Here is an 18210-nt window from a genome sequence, read left to right as displayed (position 1 = left end):
ACATGTTTTTTTGATCTTTAGTTGGGCATAAACCACCACAGGGTGTCTTTAAACAACTTGTTCTTCCTTGAGCGCCCAAACTAAGGCTACTACCCAGCCAATCAAGGACCACCCCAAAAATAGGTTTAAAGCGAATATTGCCCCCGTGTTAGCCCTTTTCCTGTTGAATGCGATGGCAAATGGCAGGAAATAAAACAGGGAAAGAAGGGTGATCACTACGGCGAATAGGAGGCGCATATGGGGTATGAAATAGCAAAGAGAATGGCTAGACCCCCAATATTAATCATTTTCAATTTACCGCCATCGTTATCTGTGTCGTTATAATTACTTTTTCCAACAGAGCTTAAGCGATGACCAAATACGTTTTTGTCACTGGTGGTGTGGTTTCTTCCTTAGGGAAAGGAATCGCAGCTGCCTCGCTTGCCGCGATTCTTGAATCCCGCGGCCTGAAAGTCACCCTCCTAAAATTAGACCCCTATATCAACGTTGACCCGGGCACTATGAGCCCACTCCAGCATGGGGAAGTATTTGTTACCGAAGATGGGGCTGAGACTGATTTAGATTTGGGCCATTACGAGCGCTTTGTTTCCGCGAAGATGCGTAAAAGTAATAACTTTACTACTGGGCAGATTTATGAATCTGTCATCAGCAAAGAGCGTCGTGGCGAGTATCTCGGCAAGACTGTTCAAGTTATCCCACACATCACCAACGAAATTCAAACATTTGTTGAGCGCGGTGCTAAAGCTAGCCATGACGGTTATGCAGATGTTGCCATTTGTGAAATTGGTGGAACTGTTGGCGATATCGAATCATTACCTTTTTTAGAGGCTGCTCGTCAAATGAGCTTGCGTCTACCTCCTCACAGCTGCGCCTTTGTTCATCTAACTTTAGTCCCATTTATCAGCAGTGCCGGTGAGCTCAAAACCAAGCCAACTCAACACTCCGTTCAGAAGTTACGTGAGATTGGCATCATGCCTACTGTTTTATTGTGTAGAGCAGATCGCCCAATACCTGAGGATGAGCGCGCGAAGATCTCTCTCTTCTCTAATGTTAGAGAAGAGGCTGTTATTTCTGTTTGGGATGTCGATACCATCTATAAGATTCCCGGGATGCTGCATGCACAAGGTATGGATGATTTAATTTGTCGTGAATTGCAGATCAATGCTAAACCTGCGGACTTAGCTGTATGGACAAATTTAGTTTACGAAATGGCTAATCCACAACATGAAGTTACTATCGGAATGGTTGGTAAGTATGTTGAGCTTACCGAATCTTATAAGTCTTTGATAGAAGCCTTACGCCATGCAGGAATTCATACGCACACCAAAGTCAATATTAATTACATCGATTCTGAGGTAATTGAAAAAGATGGGATTGATTGCTTAAGAACATTGGATGCAATCCTTGTTCCAGGTGGATTTGGAAAACGGGGTACGGAAGGCAAGATCTCCGCCATCCGTTTTGCTCGTGAAAATAACGTTCCATATCTGGGGATTTGCCTGGGAATGCAGTTGGCTGTCATTGAGTTTGCTCGTCATGTAGCTAATATTGCTCATGCTAATAGTACTGAGTTTGACCCTGAAACCAATAACCCCGTTGTAGCCTTAATTACCGAGTGGCACGATCGAGAAGGCCGCATTGAAAAGCGTACTAATGAATCTGATCTGGGAGGAACTATGCGCTTAGGGTCACAGCGCTGCCCAGTCAAACCGGGCACTTTAGCGCATCGCATTTATGGCGCTGAAGTCAATGAACGTCATCGCCATCGTTATGAAGTTAATAATGCCTATGTACCTAAACTCGAGCAATCAGGATTAATTATTTCTGCGAGGACGCCAAATGAGTCTTTGCCAGAGATGATGGAGTTGCCTGATTCAATGCATCCTTGGTTTTTCGGGGTTCAATTTCACCCAGAATTTACTTCAACACCACGCGACGGTCATCCTTTGTTCTCGGCTTTTATTAGCGCAGCTCTAGAACACCAAAGTCTAGCGTTGAAGCAGCCTGCGTAAGGGAGAATATGAGCACATTTAAACTATGCGGCTTTGATGTAGGTTTGCAAGATCCTTTTTTTCTGATTGCTGGAACATGCGTTATTGAATCCGAACAGTCCGCTATTGATGTGGCCGGTCAATTAAAAGAAATTACTAACTCTTTACAAATACCATTTATTTACAAATCATCTTTTGATAAAGCCAATCGCTCCTCGGGATCTTCTTTTAGAGGACTGGGAATGGAGAAGGGCCTAGAAATTCTTGCCAAGGTGAGAAAGCAAATTGGGGTTCCCATCTTGACTGACGTGCATGATATCAATGAGATTAAAGCAGTATCTGAGGTAGTTGACGTGATACAGACACCTGCATTTTTGTGTCGCCAGACAGATTTCATACGTGCTTGTGCACAAAGTGGCAAACCAGTGAATTTCAAAAAAGGGCAATTTCTATCTCCACAAGAGATGCTTAATGTGATTGAAAAGGCTCGTATTGCTGCAGCAGAAAAAAATCTGCCAGACCAATTTATGGTTTGTGAGCGGGGCGCTTCTTTTGGTTACAACAACCTTGTATCGGATATGAGAAGTTTAGCTATTTTGCGTGAATCCTTTGCCCCTGTTGTATTTGATGCTACCCATTCTGTTCAACTACCTGGTGGACAAGGTAGTTCAAGCGGGGGTCAACGCGAGTTTGTTCCTGTTTTGGCAAGAGCTGCAGTAGCCGTTGGAGTCAGCGGATTATTTATGGAGACTCATCCAGATCCAGCCAAGGCACTTTCAGACGGTCCTAATGCCGTGCCATTAAATCGAATGAAGGAGCTGCTTGCATCGCTTGTTGCAATCGATCAGGTTGTTAAAGGAAGTGGTTCATTTCTAGAGGATAGTTTTAAATAAATTAAGTAGATAAAACTGAATTAATCCCATTTCATATTGCTTTAAGGAGAAGGTGCATGAGCGCCATTGTTGATATTATTGGTAGAGAAATTTTAGATTCACGCGGTAATCCAACTGTTGAGTGCGATGTACTGCTTGAGTCTGGTGTAATGGGTCGTGCCGCAGTCCCCTCTGGTGCATCTACAGGGTCACGTGAAGCTATTGAATTGCGCGATGGAGATAAAGAGCGTTATTTAGGCAAGGGTGTTCTTAAGGCCGTTCAAAATATCAACATCGAAATTGCAGAATCAATTTTAGGTTTAGATGCTAGTGAACAAGCTTTCTTGGATCACACCTTAATCGAGCTAGATGGCACTCACAACAAAGCACGCCTTGGAGCAAATGCAACTTTAGCGGTTTCTATGGCGGTAGCAAGAGCTGCAGCAGAAGAAGCGGGCTTACCCTTATACCGTTACTTTGGTGGCTCAGGAGGCATGCAGTTGCCAGTACCCATGATGAATATTGTGAATGGGGGAGCACATGCCAATAACAGTCTGGATATTCAAGAGTTTATGGTTATGCCTGTTGGCGCAAAGAGCTTTCGCGAGGCCTTACGTTGCGGTGCCGAGATCTTTCACGAGTTAAAGAAGATCATTGGGGTCCAAGGAATGCCAACAACTGTAGGTGATGAGGGCGGATTTGCGCCTAATTTCAAAAGTAATCAAGAGTGCCTGCAAACCATCATGAAAGCGATTGAAGGCGCAGGTTATCAGGCTGGAGAAGATGTATTGCTGGCGCTAGATTGTGCTGCTAGCGAGTTCTATAAGGATGGCAAGTACCATCTTTCCGGCGAAGGTTTGCTATTGAGTTCAAGTGAATTCTCAGATTATTTAGGTCAATTAGCAGATCAATTTCCAATCGTATCAATCGAAGATGGAATGCACGAAGGTGATTGGGATGGTTGGGCTGACATTACTAAAAAACTAGGTAAAAAAATTCAATTAGTTGGAGATGATCTATTCGTCACCAATACCAGGATTCTTAAAGAAGGCATCGATAAGGGTATTGCAAATTCCATCCTGATTAAGATTAATCAGATTGGAACTTTGACTGAAACTTTTGCTGCGATAGAAATGGCAAAGCGCGCTAATTACACTGCAGTGATTTCACATCGTTCTGGTGAAACTGAAGACAGTACTATTGCAGATATTGCAGTTGGTACCAACGCCGGCCAAATTAAGACTGGATCTTTATCACGGTCGGATCGTATTGCTAAATACAATCAGCTATTACGCATTGAAGAGGATTTAGGTGATGTAGCAACATACCCAGGAAAATCTGTTTTCTATAACCTACATCGTTAAGTTTAATTAATTATTAGTTTATGCGAATAGTCATCTACTCTATGCTGGTATTGCTTATTGCAATCCAGTATCCGCTTTGGTTAGGTAAGGGTGGATGGATTAAGGTATACGAAATGGAAAAGCAAGTAGAGTTACAAGAGGCTAAAAATAGCCTCTTGGCTCTGCGCAATGCAAAATTATCGGGTGATGTGAAGGACCTAAAGGATGGTACTAGAGCAATTGAAGAGCGTGCTCGAGTTGAGCATGGCTTAATTAAAGAGGGCGAGTATTTTGTTCAAATCTTACCTTCAGATAAAGCCTCTACAAGCCCTAGCGAGGATACTGCTAGGCAAGTGGGTGGCAAATAAAGCGCTTACTAAGTTTCAATGACTTCCAGATGGTGGCCTCGTTGCATCGCTTAATAAATCTGTTTTAAACACTTGCTCGCAATCGACTGCATCAAATCGGTATGGCTTGGCACAAAAGTCGCATACAGTTTCCACAAGCCCCTGTTCAGCGAGGATGCTTTGGACCTCTTCTTGACCCAGCATTCTTAATACATCGGCAACCTTAGTACGTGAGCATCGGCAGGAAAAGCTGATTGGGCGGGGTGGAAAACTACGCACTCCATTTTCTTCAGATTCCTCAAGAAATAGTCTACGCAAAATAGTTGCAGGCGGGAGGGTGAGCAGCTCTTCGCTAGTAATTGTTTCGCCTAAAGTCTGAATACGCGACCAACCTTCAGCTGCTACCTGGGGGTCTAAATGGGCATGTCCCCCAGAATTTGGTAGGCGTTGGAGAAGAAGACCTCCAATATGTGTTTCATTGGAGCTTAACCAAATCCGCGTATCTAGTTGCTCAGAATTTTGCATATAGAGGGCGATTGCTTCTGCAGCGCTGGTAACCGGTTTTATGACGGTGCCATGATGTTCTTGCAAAGCAACAATACCCTGGTAAGGTGGCTGACCCGGTTCACGATCTGCCGGATCTAATGTAATGACTAATCTTCCTGATTGACTGGCATCCAATAGATATCCAAGGCTTGCATCCAGAGGGATATCAGACGGATCAACTGAGAGCTTCACCGTGGCTCGCATTGATAAATCCGACTTGCATTCAACGACCAGTAATTGGATTGGGCCCTTACTTTGAGCTTGAATAATGAGGGTGCCGTCAAATTTTAAACTGGCCGTTAACAGGGTTGCCGCTCCAACAAAATCACCCAGGATTCTCCGGACTGCAGGGGGGTCGTTGCGACGTTCTAAAACAGCCTCCCAAGCGCTTCCAATCGACACAATTTCCCCTCGTACCGGGGCTCCGTCGCACATAAATACAAGTAATTCGTTCATATGTCAAAGTATCCATGTTTTTTAATTTTGCTACTAATTTGCCTGACCTGAGATAATGTCATTTATGAAAATTCGTACCCGCTTTGCCCCCAGTCCCACTGGCTTTATTCATCTGGGAAACCTTCGTAGCGCACTCTATCCCTGGGCTTTTGCTCGTCACAATAAAGGGGATTTTATTCTGAGGATTGAAGACACTGATCTTGAGCGCTCTACTCAAGAGGCTGTAGACGTCATCATTGAAGGTATGTCATGGTTGGGGCTGGATTTAGATGAAGGCCCGATCTACCAAATGCAACGTATAGATCGTTATCGAGAGGTTATCAAGCAAATGCTTGATAGTGGCCTTGCATACCCATGCTATATGAGCGAAGAAGAGTTAAATAAGCTTCGTGATCAACAAATGGCCAATAAAGAGAAGCCGCGCTACAACGGCTTATGGAGACCGGAGCCAGGAAAGACCCTTCCTCCGATCCCAAATGATGTGCTACCTGTAATACGCTTTAAAAATCCCATTGGCGGATCCGTAGTGTGGAATGATGCTGTGAAGGGGTCTATTGAAATCAACAATGAAGAATTGGATGACTTAGTCATTGCTCGTCCAGATGGGACGCCCACTTATAACTTCTGCGTGGTGGTCGATGATTTGGATATGAAGATTACCCACGTAATTCGTGGAGATGACCATGTCAATAATACTCCTAGACAAATCAATATCATGAGGGCTTTGGGAGGCGCACCCCCAGTTTATGCACATTTGCCAACAGTCTTAAATGACGCTGGTGAAAAAATGAGTAAACGCAATGGGGCTATGAGTGTTCGTGATTATCAAAAAGCAGGGTACCTACCCGAAGCCATTCTGAACTATCTTGCGCGTCTTGGTTGGTCCCATGGTGATGCTGAGGTTTTTACCAAAGAGCAATTTGTTGATTGGTTTGATCTTGAAAGCTTAGGTCGCTCACCAGCCCAACATAATCCAGAAAAATTACTTTGGTTAAATCATCAATACATTCAAAAAACTGATCCTGAGATTTTAGCGAAGCTCACAAAGCCCTTTGCTCATGCCTTAGGCATTGATACAGAAAGCGGACCTAATTTTGTTCAAGTGGTGGGACTCTTAAAAGACCGTGCCAATACCCTGATTGAAATTGCGCAGAGCGCTAAATTATTTTATCTCCCTCCACCGACCCCAAGTGCTGAGCATATTGCTGAAAATATTCCTCAGACAATCATGCCGGCACTTCAAGATTTAATCAAAGCGCTTGAAATTGCAGAACCGAGTAAAGAGGGTTACGGAGCAGCCTTTAAACAAGTATTAGCGCAACATCAAATTAAAATGCCCGCCTTAGCAATGCCCGTTCGCTATGCATTATTTGCTACTACTCAGACTCCAGCAATTGATTCTGTTTTAGTAGTTTTGGGCAAGGATGAGGCAATTAAAAGGCTCTCCAAGGTGCTCCACTAGTCAATTTGCGCACTTGCACAAAAATAGGCTAAAATCTTGGATTGTTTTAAGTGCCTTGTAATTTTATTGCGGGATTTCGGGGGTATAGCTCAGCTGGGAGAGCGCTTGCATGGCATGCAAGAGGTCAGCGGTTCGATCCCGCTTATCTCCACCAAGCATTTAAAATAATCGGTATTTGCAGCAGTCCAGGTCCCCATCGTCTAGAGGCCTAGGACATCACCCTTTCACGGTGAGTACGGGGGTTCGAATCCCCCTGGGGACGCCAGATTTTTTGGTTTGTTTTAAAAGCAGTGCTCGTTGTAATTTGGAGCGGTAGTTCAGTTGGTTAGAATATCGGCCTGTCACGCCGAGGGTCGCGGGTTCGAGTCCCGTCCGCTCCGCCAGAATAAGTGACTAAAAGCCCGAGAAATCGGGCTTTTTCTATTTTCACCCTAAGCGCGTTTGTTTACACTAATCCACATGTCTTCAATTAAGAGAGCAAACAAAAGTAGCCAAAGCGGGCAATATGCTGAAACTACATTGATAGAGGATGTGCTTGAGGCAAAATTGGAATGTTTGTGAACATATGGATTCCTTATTTTTTAGGATCAGGTAGAGACATAAAATTGAGTTCTCGAAAGCCTTCTAGTCAAAATCGATATGGAGTAGGTTCTGTCACTAACTTATTGGCCCCACTAAAATAAGCATATGAACCTTCAGCTGCTTAATCAGGTTGTCCTTTTAGCAATCCCAGTTTTCCTTATTTTAATGTTGGGAGAATTTATTTATGGATTTTTGATTAATAAAAATACTTATCGCTTAAACGACACTATCAGTAATCTTAGTCAAGGTATTCTTAGCCAAACTATTTTGATGTGCCTTGTTTTTTTTCAAATAGGGGCCTACGAATTGGTATACCAATATTTTGGTTTTAAAACTTTTAGCCCATTTTGGGAAACTTGGTACGGTTGGATTTGCATTTTTTTAGTTTACGATTTTTTGGACTATTGGCTGCATAGGCTAAGTCATCAATCGGGCTTACTTTGGAGTTCCCATGCCGTCCATCATCAAAGTCAATTATTTAATTTTTCTACAGCATTAAGACAAGAAAGTTTTTTTCCCATCATCGCCTGCATTTTTTTTGCAATAATGGCGCTCGTCGGAATTCCACCGTATCAGTTTGTGCTAATCAGCTCCTTTGTATTAATTTATCAATTCTGGATACATACTGAACATATTAGTAAATTAGGATGTATTGATCTTCTTTTTTCAACGCCTTCAAATCATCGCGTTCATCACGCCATTAATAATGAATACATAGATAAAAATTTTGGTGCTGTTTTGATTATTTGGGATCGAATTTTTGGTACTTATCAGAAAGAAGAGGGTGAATGTATTTATGGTACAAAAATCCCATTAAATTCTTGGAACCCTCTATTAGCCCTGTGCTCAGTGTTTATTGATCTTTACGCTAAGGGGAGTAAATCGTCAGGATTAACTAAGAAGCTCTTTATTATGGTTAGAAGTCCCACCTGGGATCCAGAGATGCAAAAAGAGCTGCCTGTGAAAAAAATTAAACCCTCTGATGGAGTCTATAACCCTTTATTAGATGGGTATCGTAAATATGCTGTACTTGCTATTTTTTCCTTAACTGTAATGTTTTCCATCACTTTTTTTAATAGCGGAGATCAGTTACCCTATGTAGAGAAAATAATTAACTTAACGATTATTTGCATTGGCCTATATTGCGTTGGATATCTTATGGAATCTAAAAAGGCGAATAACCTTTAGCGATCACTTAAAAAATATTCATTTATTCAAATCGATAAGCCAATGCCATAAAGAGGTTATCTTGGAATGATCGGTTCATCACAGGACTATTACTAATTCCGCTTCCCATCCACTTACGCTTTCCATAAATATTGATATACCAGCTATCTATGACGGGAATTTCTAGCAAGAAGCCTGCCATTAAATTGTTTGTAGCAGGGGCGGTGTAGCTTTGATAGCCAATAGCATTGGCTTGTTGACTGGTTAAGCCATAGTAATAATTTGCATATTGGCTTGACTGTTTTTCAATTCCGAACTGCGGGTATAAAATAACTTTTTCAATAGTTTCAATTTTTCCAAAATAGGAAAATTCATACAATGCACTCTTAGATTGACTAAAGTCATGGTAGGCGTTTATTAGAAAAGCGCCAATTGGAGTTTCTTGGAAAGTACCAATACCGATAGGAATAGGATAACGCCTCACAATAGTATTTGTTGTGTAGGGTGACTTTACAACATAATTATCAAGTATTGCCTTTCCAGTAAATTCAAGATAGCCATAACCAATTTTCGCAGTCTTGATACCAAACATGTCGATGCGCACGAAAGCGCGCTTATAGTCTGCAAAGGCATAGGGAGCAAAAAATGTCTGTGTTCCATAGGTACCTAAATGTAAATTAGAAGTGTATGTAGCCAGGCCTATATCACCGACTATATGGTCTGGAAGACTATCGTCATAGGATTGGTCTTGCGCCAAAGAGCAAATAGCATATGAGAAAAAAAGCATAAATAGGAATTTACGCATTAAGAATAGAAATCGTTCAGCTAATATCACGGCAAGATAACATCAGCTTTACTTTGCTCTCTGCTTCGAGATCAAATCCACACTCTACTTTACGTGATGAATTCTCATAAGTTCTAAAAAGGATATCCCATATTGGTAAACCATAATTATTAGTATGACGATCCCGCTCATGATGAATACGATGCATTTCAGGTCTAACGATGATGTAGCCTAGCCAGTGGGGTGTTGGTGTATTAGTGTGCTCCCAGAATTCGAAGATGCCAACCCAAAGAGATGCCCATGCTGCGGACTCAACATCTAAGCCTAAAAGAGAATAGGAAACAACATTAATAATGAAGGCGTTTGCTAGAAAATCACTCGGGTGCGCATATATGGCTGTTAAGGCTTCTATGCGATGAGTGCTGTGATGTATCTGATGAAAAATTCTCCAAACAAGATTGTTATGATGACGCAAACGGTGCCACCAATAAACAAAAAAGCTAATACAAACATAAGCAATCAGGCCATTAAGCCAGTCCGGAGTATTCAAAAATAAGCGAGTTAAAGCGGGGAAAAGTGCGATGCGCCCTAAATGCGGAACCAAATAAATACCAATTACCGTTGTAAGAAATACACCAAGGCCGCCAAAGATAAGAAGCCTAAGAAGCCATGATCTATCTGAGCTATATGGATATAAAGGGCGAATCTTTTCCATTCCAATAAAAATACCAGCAATAGCAATACTAAAATAGATAGAAATCTCAGAAATTAACACAAGTCAATTTTCTTAAGTTAATTATTGAGTTCTCGGTGCGTCTTTTCAGATCTTAGAAAACGCTGTAATTCAGGAGAAATTATTTTATTTTTGATATTTGCAATGACTGAGCTATCGTGCATTTCTTTAAAAAAATTGGCTGTTTCATAAGCAACTGTTTCACGTTCATTATCAACGGTGATCATGTGATAGCTATTACCAAGATAAATTACTCTTTTTATTTCCGAACTCACTGACTTTACTAAAAGGTCGATATTATTTGGATGGGCAATTTCATCATCGACTGCATGAATCGCTAGCAAAGGAGCATTTACATTCGGTAGGTTCTTTTTCACGTTAAAGCATAATTTATCTGCTTGATAGATATGGTTTAGTGTCATATACGAACCGCCCACTTCAGAAATATCGTAGTTCAACATAGCTTTCTTGATATGGGCTCGAATCTGGATATTTTTGATACCAAATGGATCACGTTCTTTATATTTAAATCGTTTGCCCAAGCCGAGCCAAATGCCCGCTCGAGTGAATATGCGATACCAAGGACTAGCCCAGCCGTTGTAATTTAATGTAGTAGAAAGACATACGATTGCATTAATTCCATCCAGGGTTGAGGCAACTCCTAGTGCCAAAGTTGCCCCAAGTGAAATTCCACCAACAGATATTGGGGCAGATTCAGTCTTTTGTAATTGCTGGACAAAAGCGCAGGCCTCAGCAAGCCACTCATTCCAGTTGCCAGCGTGATCACCAAATCCATAACCCTTTAAAGCGGGGGTTTCCACCCGAAACCCATTCTTGCGCAAAATGTCTCCTAGATAGGACAATTCGATTGGAGACGAGGAAAGCCCATGAAATAGTACAATAATGGGCGAGTCTATCCGAGGAGGCTGCATACTATTCATAGAGATATTTTAGGCCTTATGACAGTAAAATCAAAATGAACCTAAAAAATGCAAAAAAATGGTGTCAATACCCCATTTGGGCCATCTCTACCTACATCCTAATCAGCTTTACTTTGCTCTCAGTTTTTCTGCATATGACAGGAGAGAGTTTTTACTCTGAAAATCCATACAAGTTTTATTACTTAGTGGGTATATTTGGAGCCTTCTATTTTGGCTTTTGGCCGGCTTTAGTATTCATTATCATGGGTACTTTGTACGCTAATTTTTGGTTTGTCCCACCCTTTGGAAAATTTATCTTCAGTTACCATGATTTTCAAGTTTGGCTATTAAATTTTTTGTTAGGTTTTACTTGTATTGTTTTAATTGAATACTTACAGCGTGAGCGGTATAAAACAAAACTACTCTTGTTTGTTTCAGAATCACGTTATTTAATTTTATTGCACCGTGATAATGACCTCATGAATGTCCTAAAAAAAGAAAAATAATGTCAAACACTATGAATGTCCTGCTTCAGCAAGTCGCTGAGCGATTCGATAAAAATATAGATGAAATTGGACCCGAAACATCTTTGGAATCTTTAGGCGTTGATTCGCTTGGAAAAATCGAATTATTATTCGACCTGGAGGATCATTTTGAAGTGCGGCTTCCAAATGAAGATTTTAAAGTCGTCACATTGCAAGATGTAGCTGATTTGATCGATTCAGCAAAATAAAATGGGTCGAGACTCTGATTTAGGAAGGGTAGTTATCACCGGATTGGGCGCAGTATCTTGTCTTGGACTTGGCTCAGATATTCAATTCCAAAAAGCTTCCCTTTGTAATTCTGGCATCACAAGTTTTTCTAATTCTTTTTCTATTCCAGTTAATTTAAGCTGTGCAGGGCTAGTTCCAGCTGACATAACAAATTATTTCGATTCCTCTACGCTAGGTATGTACGATCGCGTTGCGCACATATCTTGGGTAGCTGCAAAAGAGGCGCTTGAACACTCAGGCTTAAAAGATTTGGGAGTAGAAAAGCTAAATCGAAGTGGGATATTTTGGGGAACGGGTTTTGGCGGAGCCAATACCGTAGAAAATGCATACGATACTATTTATATCCATGGTAAGGATCGAGTTAGGCCTTTTACAGTCATTGGCGTAATGGCTAATGGTGCCACAGCTCTTATTTCTTTAAATACCGCTTTTAAAGGCCCCTCAATTACTTATTCCACGGCTTGTGCTTCCTCTGCTCATGCAATTGGAGAGGCGTATAGAAGTATTAAACATGGTTATTGTGATCGTGCAATTGCAGGTGGGGCAGAAAGCCTCTTAACTGCTGCTTCTATTAAGTCTTGGGAGGCCTTAAAAACACTTGCTATTCCAGACTCTGAAAATATTGCGCATTCATGTAAGCCATTTTCAAAAAATCGCAGTGGATTTGTATTAGGTGAAGGAGCTGCAGCAATCATCCTCGAGTCTTTATCGAGCGCAAAAAAAAGGGGCGCAATAATACTTGCTGAAATTATTGGATATGGAGCTACATCAGACTCCTTACACATCACAAAGCCTGATCCTTTGGGACAATCAAAAGCAATGCAATTGGCTATAAAGGATGCGGGCTTAAGTGCTGAAAAGGTAGTTTACATAAACGCCCATGGAACTGCGACCCAAGCTGGGGATATTGCTGAAACCATTTCTATTAAGAATACCTTTGGGCTAGATCAGGCAAAAAAACTAGCCATAAGCTCGACTAAAGCTGTTCATGGACATACCCTTGGTGCTGCTGGAGCGTTAGAGCTACTAATTACTATACAGGCGATGCAAAATAATATTGCACCCGGTACAGCATTTTTAGAAATTAACGATCCTGAATGCGATTTAAATTATTTACCATTACGTTCAATTGAAATACCCATTCCATATGCAATGAGTAATTCATTCGCATTTGGCGGATCCAATGTTTCCTTGCTATTAGCTAGGGATGTGAATTAACTTTTTATCTTCTTTGTCACTGGCACTGTAATGCTATAAAACCAAAGAATACCTAAAGTGATGCCCGTAACCAATACCTCCGAATCACTCACTAAACCGTGAAAATTATCTGCTGCATAAGAATTTGAATTTAAATTAATCACCAGTTCCAGCAAAATAAGGGTGGCTGTAAAAATTAATCTCACCCTTTTTAGGGGATTAATTAAGGGGATAGCTAATTTATTTGAATTGACTAATAGATAGACTGCAGAAATAAAATTGATACCCCAAAACAAATAGATAAAAAAGTTTAGCGAGAAAGGCGCAGACATATAGTAAAGAGCTGAAATACTAATCTGCAACATAAGTATATATTTAGTCACTGAAGTAATGGATTTTGATTAAAGTTGTAATTAAAGATTAGGTTCAAATTATAAATTTAGTAAATATTTTAAGTGTATATTCTTTCCTATAATTATTCAATGAACAAGGCGTTGAGTTCTAATGTCGGGAAGTGTCAAAAAAAATCAAAGTAAACAAAGCAGCCGGTATGCTGAAACTACTCTATTAGAGGATGTATTAGAGGCGAATCGTCACGTCGGTGAGCATATTGACTCATTAACAAGAAGATCGACTTTAATTCAAGAGCGTCTCATAGGATTGCATCCAGAAGTGACGATCCGAATTATCAGAAGAATTCTGACTAAGGATATAGAAAAGTTAGGATAATACATCATCTCGACAAGCTATGTCCGCAAAAAAATAAAGCCCCAATGACGGGGCTTTATTACTAATGAAGACTTACTACTTGAAGATTATTTTTTCTTAGGAGTTGTTATAGATGCAGCCATCGCATCAAAGTAAACTACTTTCACCTGTTCGCCAACGGCAACATCTGCCAATAGGGCAGGGTTCTTAACAGTGACAGTTGTGATATTGCTGCTCGGACCTTTAACAGAAACCAATTTCTTTTCACGGTCTACACCAACTATATCTGCAATGATGGTGGTCGTATTTGCAATGACTTCCGCTGGCTTTTCATTGGCCTTGGAATTCGTAACAGTATTTGTTTCGACCTTGCTACGGACTCCAGTGCTCTTAGTTTTAATTAATTCAATAGCTACAGCTGTTTCATAGGACACATTCACTAAATCGCCTTTTTTAATTTGAGCAAAATTAGTGATTTCAGGCCCCGCAACAAACTTAGATTCACCCTCTTTATTTTTAAAGGTGATGGTACGTGTTTTAGCATCCACTTTAAGCACTTCACCCTCATATAGTTTGTAGCGATTATCAGTAACCGCTGCATCAATTACCATAGGTTTAGTGCCGCTTGTATCTGTTGGCTTAGTTTGAGCCATTAAAGACGCGCTAGTAAGCATAGCCGCAAGAATGACTGCGATAGGGGTAAGTTTGATATTCATTATTTCCTTTGTAATTAAAACTTCTATGTCAAATATTAGCTTATTTTTATCAAAGTTCATGGTTTTACTTAATTAAGGGCCATCTAATGCTAAACGCTCATTTTTGTTAAGATCGAATGATTGGAATTAATAGATAAAAAGGGGAATTAAATGACTCAGTTTGCCGCCAATCTGACAATGCTTTTCAATGAAGTTCCATTTATGGAGCGATTTAAAAAAGCTGCTGATTCCGGTTTTAAAGGGGTCGAGTTTCTTTTTCCTTATGCTTATTCTGCTGCCGATATTAAGCGTGAATTGGATCAAAATCAATTGAAATTGGTTTTACATAATTTGCCTGCAGGAGATTGGGATGCGGGTGAACGTGGTGTTGCGTGCTTACCTGATCGTATCGAGGAATTTCGGGAAGGGGTAAAAAAGGCGATTGAATACGCTACGGCACTGGGCGTTAAACAGATTAACTGTTTAGCGGGAAAAGCTCCAAGCGAAATCGATCCTAAATTACTGCATGACACCTTTGTTGCAAACTTAAAATTTGCGGCCGATGAGCTCAAGAAGGTCAACATTAGGCTTTTAATTGAGCCAATCAATACCTTTGATATTCCAGGCTTCTTTTTATCAAAAACTCAGCATGCAATTCAAATCCTGAGTGACGTAGATTCAGATAATCTTTTTATTCAGTACGATATCTATCATGCGCAACGGATGGAAGGCGAGCTTTCGAAAACTATCGAAAACAATCTAGCCAAGATTGCTCATATTCAACTAGCTGATAATCCTGGAAGGAATGAGCCGGGGACTGGTGAAATTAACTACGCATACCTCTTTAAATTACTAGATGATCTTGGCTATGAGGGCTGGGTAGGCTGCGAATACAAACCCGCTACCAATACTGAGGCAGGTTTGGGGTGGATTTCTACATACTAATTAACAACTAGGAAAAGAAAGGTAAGTATTTATATGGGATCTACTCTCTTTGTCTATTTGCATGGTTTTAGATCCTCGCCAAGATCGAGTAAGGCTGTTATGACAGGTGCTGCTGTTAAGGCCATCTCCAACCCAAATAATCCTATCGAATGGTATTGCCCACAATTACTAGCCTCTCCTAAAGATAGCATGGCTCTAGTTACCAAACATATAGAAGAATCTAATGCAGATAGAGTTGTTGTGGTTGGATCATCGCTTGGGGGTTTTTATGCCAATTATTTGGCTGAAAAATATGGGTGTAAAGCGGTTGCTCTTAATCCTGCCGTACGTGCAGCCCGTGAACTGGCGCCACATGTAGGAATGCTGACTGCCTACGACAGTGACGAGCCTTTTGATTTTCGTCCTGAATATATTGACGAGCTAAAAGCCCTACAAGTTGAGGGCATATCTAAGCCAAGCCGATACTTTTTGATTGCGGCAAAAGGAGATGAATTGCTCGATTGGCGAGAGATGTCAACCTTTTATCCTGGCGCAAAGCAACTGATACTTGAGGGCGGGGATCATGGCATTTCTGATTACTCCGAACACCTTCCTGCAGTCCTAAAATTTATATTTGAATAGTCGATTGATTGAAGGGTATAAGTTCTGTAAGATGATTAAAACAATCGCAACCTTATAAGGTAGATTGAGAAGGGAGAGTTTGTGCTGAGTATCTTAAAGTTAGACGCTGGTGGAATACCCCAGGGTTGGGTTAATGCAGAAGAAGCTACTAAGCACTACGCTGATAGTAGTGTGCTTTGGACTTTAGGTGACCCCATTTTTAAAATGCGGGGAGGTATTTCAAGATCTAGCGGTATTCAGTCCGTGATTGAATTGCATTCCATCATCGCCATCAAAGGCACCGCAAAGATAAATCTTTTCGATGTTGTGCCGGCTATCACTAAGCACAAACTTTTCAAACGGGATCGTGGACTTTGCGCATACTGCGGCGACTCCATTCATGAAAGTCAAGCCGAAGCGGAACATATCATTCCTAATAGCCGTGGTGGGAAATACACTTGGATGAACTTAGTAATCTCTTGCCGGTCATGCAATCAGCGAAAAGGTAATCGAACTCCTGAGCTTGCTGGGATGGGTCTGCTCTACACGCCATATCAGCCGAGTCTGTATGAAGATATGATTCTTAAAGGCCGTAATATATTGGCAGATCAAATGGATTTTTTAGCAGCTAATCTTCCTAAAAATAGCCGTTTACTTGAGGCATCTCTCTGCGACTAAAGCTTCGGCAGTTTATTAGTATCATCACAATATGAAGTCCCTTTGGATCATAGCGGCTGCATTGGCTCTATCTTTGTTGGGCCATTTGATTATCTTTTTTGGTATTCCTTTTTTCTCGTTTTCTTCTGCGCCAGAGATATCTGAAGATCTCATTATTAAAACGGAACTAAAGGTAGAGCCGCCTAAGAAAATTCAAATGGCTAAGGCCCCAAAGAATAAACCCCCCTTAGCAACGCAAAACAGTACATCAATTGATGATCCTAATTCCTCAAACTCAAGAGGGGAGCAGGGTGGCAACTCTAATCAAAAAGGCGTAGCTTTTAAACTTCCTCAATCTGGCATTATTTACTATGATTCTTACGTTGATGGACAGAAATACCAAACAGGTGAGATCGACTGGGTAGTTGAAGGAAATAGCTACCGTCTTTATATTAATATCCCGTATGCCTTCGTTGGCCCTTTTGTTTTTGAATCGAGGGGCACAATAGATCCTTATGGTATTGCTCCATCCATATATTGGACGCAACGTGGCACTAGAGCCCCTCGGTACTCACGTTTTGATCGAGATGAAAAAGGTGCAGGGCAGATGTACTTTTCGGAGAAACCGGAATTTACTCCAACTATCATGCCAGGTACTCAAGATCGATTTAGCCTCATATTCCAAATTGCATCTCTATTAAATGGAGATGACAAAATCGATGAGCCAGGGAGCATTAGATCAATTCCCGTTGTTGATTACAACACTTTAGAAATGTGGCAATTCAAGAGTTTTGGTGAGGCAATTAATGATGATGTTCCTAGTTTAGGTAAAACATCAGTAAGGCGCTATGCACTCATGCAACGAGAGAGCGATCCCTATAAAAGACAGGTTGATATTTGGTTAGTCAAGGATCTTGAATGGCTTCCAGGCCGCATTAGATCTCTAGAATCGAATGGACGGGTGCTCGAGCTAGTTTTTAAGCAGAAAAATCCTATTGATAAGTTGCCTTAGTCTATTTTCTTGGGGGTGGCGCAAATGTCGAGACCAGAAGCCCATAGAGCGCTGAGCCTGATATTGCTACTGCAAATAATCCAGAAAATGAAATCAGTATAGGGAGCATATTCCACTGAGGCCCAAGCTTATATGCTGGGTCGTTATGGTCTAAGTTTGTATACATTTCACCTGCAAAGTAGAAGGTTTTTACAACACTTGGATAGACGTTTACGCTCACCATGGCGTATGTCCATATAAAAATATCAATGATGTGGCTTAGTAAGATAAGTAATACAACCATGAAATAGACCAATATATCTACCTGCATATGACGCAGATTCCCATATTTTCGGTCAAATGCATGAAAGCATCCCATGATCAACAAAATCAATATTCCATGAGTTAGGACAACCAACACGGCAACGAAGCTCATCAACC

At 41.0% G+C, this 18210-nt stretch carries 22 protein-coding genes and 3 tRNA genes; 17 read left to right on the top strand and 8 right to left on the bottom strand.

Going from position 1 to position 18210, the window contains the following annotated elements:
- Positions 1-48 precede the first annotated feature (48 nt).
- Positions 49-237, bottom strand: coding sequence for a superinfection immunity protein (locus tag ICN38_RS04205; protein WP_216255533.1), 189 nt, complete (start codon positions 235-237; stop codon positions 49-51).
- A gap of 113 nt (positions 238-350) precedes the next feature.
- Here ICN38_RS04205 and ICN38_RS04200 point away from each other — a divergent pair, with 113 nt between their 5' ends.
- From ICN38_RS04200 to ftsB, 4 genes are read left to right on the top strand one after another with little or no spacing between them, the layout of a single operon-like run.
- Positions 351-2012: a CTP synthase gene (locus ICN38_RS04200; RefSeq protein WP_216255532.1), complete on the top strand. Its 1662-nt coding sequence runs from the start codon at positions 351-353 to the stop codon at positions 2010-2012.
- 8 nt (positions 2013-2020) lie between these two features.
- Positions 2021-2884, top strand: coding sequence for a 3-deoxy-8-phosphooctulonate synthase (gene kdsA, locus ICN38_RS04195; RefSeq protein WP_216255531.1), 864 nt, complete (start codon positions 2021-2023; stop codon positions 2882-2884).
- Between the two features lie 56 nt (positions 2885-2940).
- The gene (gene eno / locus ICN38_RS04190) at positions 2941-4227 is read left to right on the top strand and encodes a phosphopyruvate hydratase (protein WP_216255530.1); all 1287 of its coding nucleotides are present in this window, start codon (positions 2941-2943) and stop codon (positions 4225-4227) included.
- A 20-nt stretch (positions 4228-4247) separates the two neighbouring features.
- Positions 4248-4574: a cell division protein FtsB gene (ftsB, locus tag ICN38_RS04185; protein WP_216255528.1), complete on the top strand. Its 327-nt coding sequence runs from the start codon at positions 4248-4250 to the stop codon at positions 4572-4574.
- Between the two features lie 15 nt (positions 4575-4589).
- On the opposite strand, the gene ICN38_RS04180 is transcribed toward ftsB, so the two are convergent.
- Complete coding sequence (locus ICN38_RS04180) at positions 4590-5555, bottom strand: Hsp33 family molecular chaperone HslO (protein WP_216255526.1); 966 nt, start codon at positions 5553-5555, stop codon at positions 4590-4592.
- A 55-nt stretch (positions 5556-5610) separates the two neighbouring features.
- On the opposite strand from ICN38_RS04180, the gene gltX reads away from it, so the two are divergent.
- From gltX to ICN38_RS04155, 5 genes are all read left to right on the top strand, one after another.
- Complete coding sequence (gene gltX, locus ICN38_RS04175; protein ID WP_216255524.1) at positions 5611-7017, top strand: glutamate--tRNA ligase; 1407 nt, start codon at positions 5611-5613, stop codon at positions 7015-7017.
- Positions 7018-7095: 78 nt separating this feature from the next.
- Positions 7096-7171: transfer RNA gene (locus ICN38_RS04170), tRNA-Ala, on the top strand.
- A 35-nt stretch (positions 7172-7206) separates the two neighbouring features.
- Positions 7207-7282: transfer RNA gene (locus ICN38_RS04165), tRNA-Glu, on the top strand.
- A 41-nt stretch (positions 7283-7323) separates the two neighbouring features.
- Positions 7324-7400 (top strand) — tRNA-Asp (locus ICN38_RS04160).
- A 304-nt stretch (positions 7401-7704) separates the two neighbouring features.
- Complete coding sequence (locus ICN38_RS04155) at positions 7705-8787, top strand: sterol desaturase family protein (protein WP_216255522.1); 1083 nt, start codon at positions 7705-7707, stop codon at positions 8785-8787.
- Positions 8788-8809: 22 nt separating this feature from the next.
- Here the strand turns inward: ICN38_RS04155 and ICN38_RS04150 are convergent, their stop codons facing one another.
- The 3 genes from ICN38_RS04150 to ICN38_RS04140 are packed head-to-tail and all read right to left on the bottom strand — an operon-like array spanning position 8810 to position 11215.
- Positions 8810-9601 carry a MipA/OmpV family protein gene (locus ICN38_RS04150; RefSeq protein ID WP_216255520.1) on the bottom strand — a complete coding sequence of 264 codons (792 nt, stop codon included), beginning with the start codon at positions 9599-9601 and terminating at the stop codon, positions 8810-8812.
- On the bottom strand, positions 9588-10325 hold the full coding sequence (locus ICN38_RS04145) for a sterol desaturase family protein (protein WP_216255518.1): 738 nt from the start codon (positions 10323-10325) through the stop codon (positions 9588-9590). Before ICN38_RS04145 ends, ICN38_RS04150 begins: the two co-directional genes overlap by 14 nt.
- A gap of 17 nt (positions 10326-10342) precedes the next feature.
- The gene (locus ICN38_RS04140; RefSeq protein WP_255562737.1) at positions 10343-11215 is read right to left on the bottom strand and encodes a carboxylesterase; all 873 of its coding nucleotides are present in this window, start codon (positions 11213-11215) and stop codon (positions 10343-10345) included.
- 44 nt (positions 11216-11259) lie between these two features.
- On the opposite strand from ICN38_RS04140, the gene ICN38_RS04135 reads away from it, so the two are divergent.
- From ICN38_RS04135 to ICN38_RS04125, 3 genes are read left to right on the top strand one after another with little or no spacing between them, the layout of a single operon-like run.
- Positions 11260-11709, top strand: coding sequence for a DUF4118 domain-containing protein (locus tag ICN38_RS04135; RefSeq protein ID WP_216255516.1), 450 nt, complete (start codon positions 11260-11262; stop codon positions 11707-11709).
- Complete coding sequence (locus tag ICN38_RS04130; protein ID WP_255562707.1) at positions 11709-11936, top strand: acyl carrier protein; 228 nt, start codon at positions 11709-11711, stop codon at positions 11934-11936. The genes ICN38_RS04135 and ICN38_RS04130 overlap by 1 nt, the downstream gene beginning before the upstream one ends.
- Before the next feature lies 1 nt (position 11937).
- Complete coding sequence (locus ICN38_RS04125; RefSeq protein ID WP_216255515.1) at positions 11938-13194, top strand: beta-ketoacyl synthase; 1257 nt, start codon at positions 11938-11940, stop codon at positions 13192-13194.
- Here ICN38_RS04125 and ICN38_RS04120 read toward each other — a convergent pair.
- On the bottom strand, positions 13191-13538 hold the full coding sequence (locus ICN38_RS04120; RefSeq protein WP_216255514.1) for a hypothetical protein: 348 nt from the start codon (positions 13536-13538) through the stop codon (positions 13191-13193). The genes ICN38_RS04125 and ICN38_RS04120 overlap by 4 nt on opposite strands.
- A gap of 139 nt (positions 13539-13677) precedes the next feature.
- Here ICN38_RS04120 and ICN38_RS04115 point away from each other — a divergent pair, with 139 nt between their 5' ends.
- Positions 13678-13902 (top strand): hypothetical protein, encoded by a 225-nt coding sequence (locus ICN38_RS04115; protein WP_216255513.1) that lies wholly within the window; start codon positions 13678-13680, stop codon positions 13900-13902.
- 86 nt (positions 13903-13988) lie between these two features.
- Here the strand turns inward: ICN38_RS04115 and ICN38_RS04110 are convergent, their stop codons facing one another.
- Complete coding sequence (locus ICN38_RS04110) at positions 13989-14657, bottom strand: hypothetical protein (protein WP_255562706.1); 669 nt, start codon at positions 14655-14657, stop codon at positions 13989-13991.
- Between the two features lie 90 nt (positions 14658-14747).
- On the opposite strand from ICN38_RS04110, the gene hyi reads away from it, so the two are divergent.
- The 4 genes from hyi (at position 14748) to ICN38_RS04090 (ending at position 17790) form a co-directional block, all read left to right on the top strand.
- Positions 14748-15521, top strand: coding sequence for a hydroxypyruvate isomerase (gene hyi, locus ICN38_RS04105; RefSeq protein ID WP_216255512.1), 774 nt, complete (start codon positions 14748-14750; stop codon positions 15519-15521).
- Positions 15522-15554: 33 nt separating this feature from the next.
- Complete coding sequence (locus ICN38_RS04100) at positions 15555-16142, top strand: YqiA/YcfP family alpha/beta fold hydrolase (RefSeq protein WP_216255510.1); 588 nt, start codon at positions 15555-15557, stop codon at positions 16140-16142.
- Positions 16143-16223: 81 nt separating this feature from the next.
- On the top strand, positions 16224-16799 hold the full coding sequence (locus ICN38_RS04095; RefSeq protein ID WP_370624363.1) for an HNH endonuclease: 576 nt from the start codon (positions 16224-16226) through the stop codon (positions 16797-16799).
- Positions 16800-16830: 31 nt separating this feature from the next.
- Positions 16831-17790, top strand: a complete 960-nt coding sequence (locus ICN38_RS04090; protein ID WP_216255508.1) for a DUF3108 domain-containing protein — start codon at positions 16831-16833, stop codon at positions 17788-17790.
- Position 17791: 1 nt separating this feature from the next.
- Here the strand turns inward: ICN38_RS04090 and ICN38_RS04085 are convergent, their stop codons facing one another.
- Positions 17792-18205, bottom strand: coding sequence for a transporter (locus tag ICN38_RS04085; RefSeq protein WP_216255506.1), 414 nt, complete (start codon positions 18203-18205; stop codon positions 17792-17794).
- Positions 18206-18210 lie beyond the last annotated feature (5 nt).

This window comes from Polynucleobacter sp. AP-Melu-500A-A1 (assembly GCF_018882125.1).
GTDB lineage: Bacteria > Pseudomonadota > Gammaproteobacteria > Burkholderiales > Burkholderiaceae > Polynucleobacter.
The sequence above is the reverse complement of the archived record's forward strand: the minus strand, read 5'-3'. Positions and strand labels throughout refer to the sequence as shown.

Bases quoted from the DNA above. Each gene is read 5' to 3' on its own strand.
- ICN38_RS04205 (WP_216255533.1), bottom strand. From the start codon at position 237: ATGCGCCTCCTATTCGCCGTAGTGATCACCCTTCTTTCCCTGTTTTAT.
- ICN38_RS04200 (WP_216255532.1), top strand. From the start codon at position 351: ATGACCAAATACGTTTTTGTCACTGGTGGTGTGGTTTCTTCCTTAGGG.
- kdsA (WP_216255531.1), top strand. From the start codon at position 2,021: ATGAGCACATTTAAACTATGCGGCTTTGATGTAGGTTTGCAAGATCCT.
- eno (WP_216255530.1), top strand. From the start codon at position 2,941: ATGAGCGCCATTGTTGATATTATTGGTAGAGAAATTTTAGATTCACGC.
- ftsB (WP_216255528.1), top strand. From the start codon at position 4,248: ATGCGAATAGTCATCTACTCTATGCTGGTATTGCTTATTGCAATCCAG.
- ICN38_RS04180 (WP_216255526.1), bottom strand. From the start codon at position 5,555: ATGAACGAATTACTTGTATTTATGTGCGACGGAGCCCCGGTACGAGGG.
- gltX (WP_216255524.1), top strand. From the start codon at position 5,611: ATGTCATTTATGAAAATTCGTACCCGCTTTGCCCCCAGTCCCACTGGC.
- ICN38_RS04155 (WP_216255522.1), top strand. From the start codon at position 7,705: ATGAACCTTCAGCTGCTTAATCAGGTTGTCCTTTTAGCAATCCCAGTT.
- ICN38_RS04140 (WP_255562737.1), bottom strand. From the start codon at position 11,215: ATGCAGCCTCCTCGGATAGACTCGCCCATTATTGTACTATTTCATGGG.
- ICN38_RS04135 (WP_216255516.1), top strand. From the start codon at position 11,260: ATGAACCTAAAAAATGCAAAAAAATGGTGTCAATACCCCATTTGGGCC.
- ICN38_RS04130 (WP_255562707.1), top strand. From the start codon at position 11,709: ATGTCAAACACTATGAATGTCCTGCTTCAGCAAGTCGCTGAGCGATTC.
- ICN38_RS04125 (WP_216255515.1), top strand. From the start codon at position 11,938: ATGGGTCGAGACTCTGATTTAGGAAGGGTAGTTATCACCGGATTGGGC.
- ICN38_RS04120 (WP_216255514.1), bottom strand. From the start codon at position 13,538: ATGTTGCAGATTAGTATTTCAGCTCTTTACTATATGTCTGCGCCTTTC.
- ICN38_RS04115 (WP_216255513.1), top strand. From the start codon at position 13,678: ATGTCGGGAAGTGTCAAAAAAAATCAAAGTAAACAAAGCAGCCGGTAT.
- ICN38_RS04110 (WP_255562706.1), bottom strand. From the start codon at position 14,657: ATGAACTTTGATAAAAATAAGCTAATATTTGACATAGAAGTTTTAATT.
- hyi (WP_216255512.1), top strand. From the start codon at position 14,748: ATGACTCAGTTTGCCGCCAATCTGACAATGCTTTTCAATGAAGTTCCA.
- ICN38_RS04100 (WP_216255510.1), top strand. From the start codon at position 15,555: ATGGGATCTACTCTCTTTGTCTATTTGCATGGTTTTAGATCCTCGCCA.
- ICN38_RS04090 (WP_216255508.1), top strand. From the start codon at position 16,831: ATGAAGTCCCTTTGGATCATAGCGGCTGCATTGGCTCTATCTTTGTTG.
- ICN38_RS04085 (WP_216255506.1), bottom strand. From the start codon at position 18,205: ATGAGCTTCGTTGCCGTGTTGGTTGTCCTAACTCATGGAATATTGATT.